At 76.9% G+C, this 935-nt stretch carries 1 protein-coding gene; it reads right to left on the bottom strand.

Going from position 1 to position 935, the window contains the following annotated elements:
• A partial coding sequence (locus tag HUW36_RS33530; protein ID WP_174531662.1) for a polyketide synthase dehydratase domain-containing protein occupies nucleotides 1-935 on the bottom strand: 935 nt, incomplete at both ends.

Genomic DNA, 935 nt, shown 5'->3' with positions numbered 1-935 from the left:
CCGTGGTGGCGCGGTGCAGGGCGTCGGCGCCGATGGTGTGCAGCGCGGCGTCGAGCAGCGCCGGGTGCAGGGTGAACGGGTCGACAGGCGCGTCGGGGTCGAGCGCGACCTCGGCGAGGAGGTCGTCGCCGCTGCGCCAGGCGGCGCGCAGCGCCTGGAACGTCGGCCCGTACCGGTAGCCCTGCTCGCCGAGGTGCGGGTAGAGGGTGTCCAGCGGGATCGGTACGGCGTCGGCGGGCGGCCAGGCGCCGCCGGCGGTGACGGCGACCGGCCGGGTGGGGGCGAGCAGGCCGGTGGCGTGCCGCTGCCAGGTCCGGCCGGTGCCCGGGGCGTCGCCGCCGTCGTCGAGGTGGGAGTGGACGGAGACCGGCCGGCAGCCGTCGTCGTCGGCGGCGCCGACGCGGATCCGCAGGTCGACGCCGCCGGTCGGCGGGACGACCAGGGGTGCCTCCAGGACCAGTTCGGTGACGTGGGCGGTGTCCACGGCGCGGCCGCTCCAGGACGCCATCTCGACCAGGGCGGTGCCGGGGAGCAGGACGGTGCCGAGCACGGCGTGGTCGGCGAGCCAGGGGTGGGTGGCAAGCGAGATCCGGCCGGTGACCAGCAGACCGTCGTCGCCGGGCAGATCGGCGGCGGCGTGCAGCAGGGGGTGGTCGACGGCGTCGAGTCCGGCGGCGGGCAGGCCGGCCGGTCCGGTGCCGCCGCGCGACAGCCAGTACCGGTCCCGCCCGAACGGGTAGGTGGGCAGGTCGACCACGGCGGCCGGGGTGAGCACGGAGGCCAGGTCGACGGGCAGGCCGATGGTGTGGGCGGTGGCGAGGCTGGTCAGCAGCCGGGTCGGGTCGTCGTCACCACGGCGCAGCGTGGACAGCGTGTGCCCGGTGGTGTCGGTGTCGTCGAGGATCGCGGTCACCGGCAGCGTGAGCACCGGATGC

It is taken from the genome of Micromonospora maritima, assembly GCF_902825405.1.
In the GTDB taxonomy this organism is placed as follows: domain Bacteria; phylum Actinomycetota; class Actinomycetes; order Mycobacteriales; family Micromonosporaceae; genus Micromonospora; species Micromonospora maritima.
Note: the sequence above shows the minus strand (reverse complement) of the source record. Positions and strands in the feature narration are given on the sequence as shown.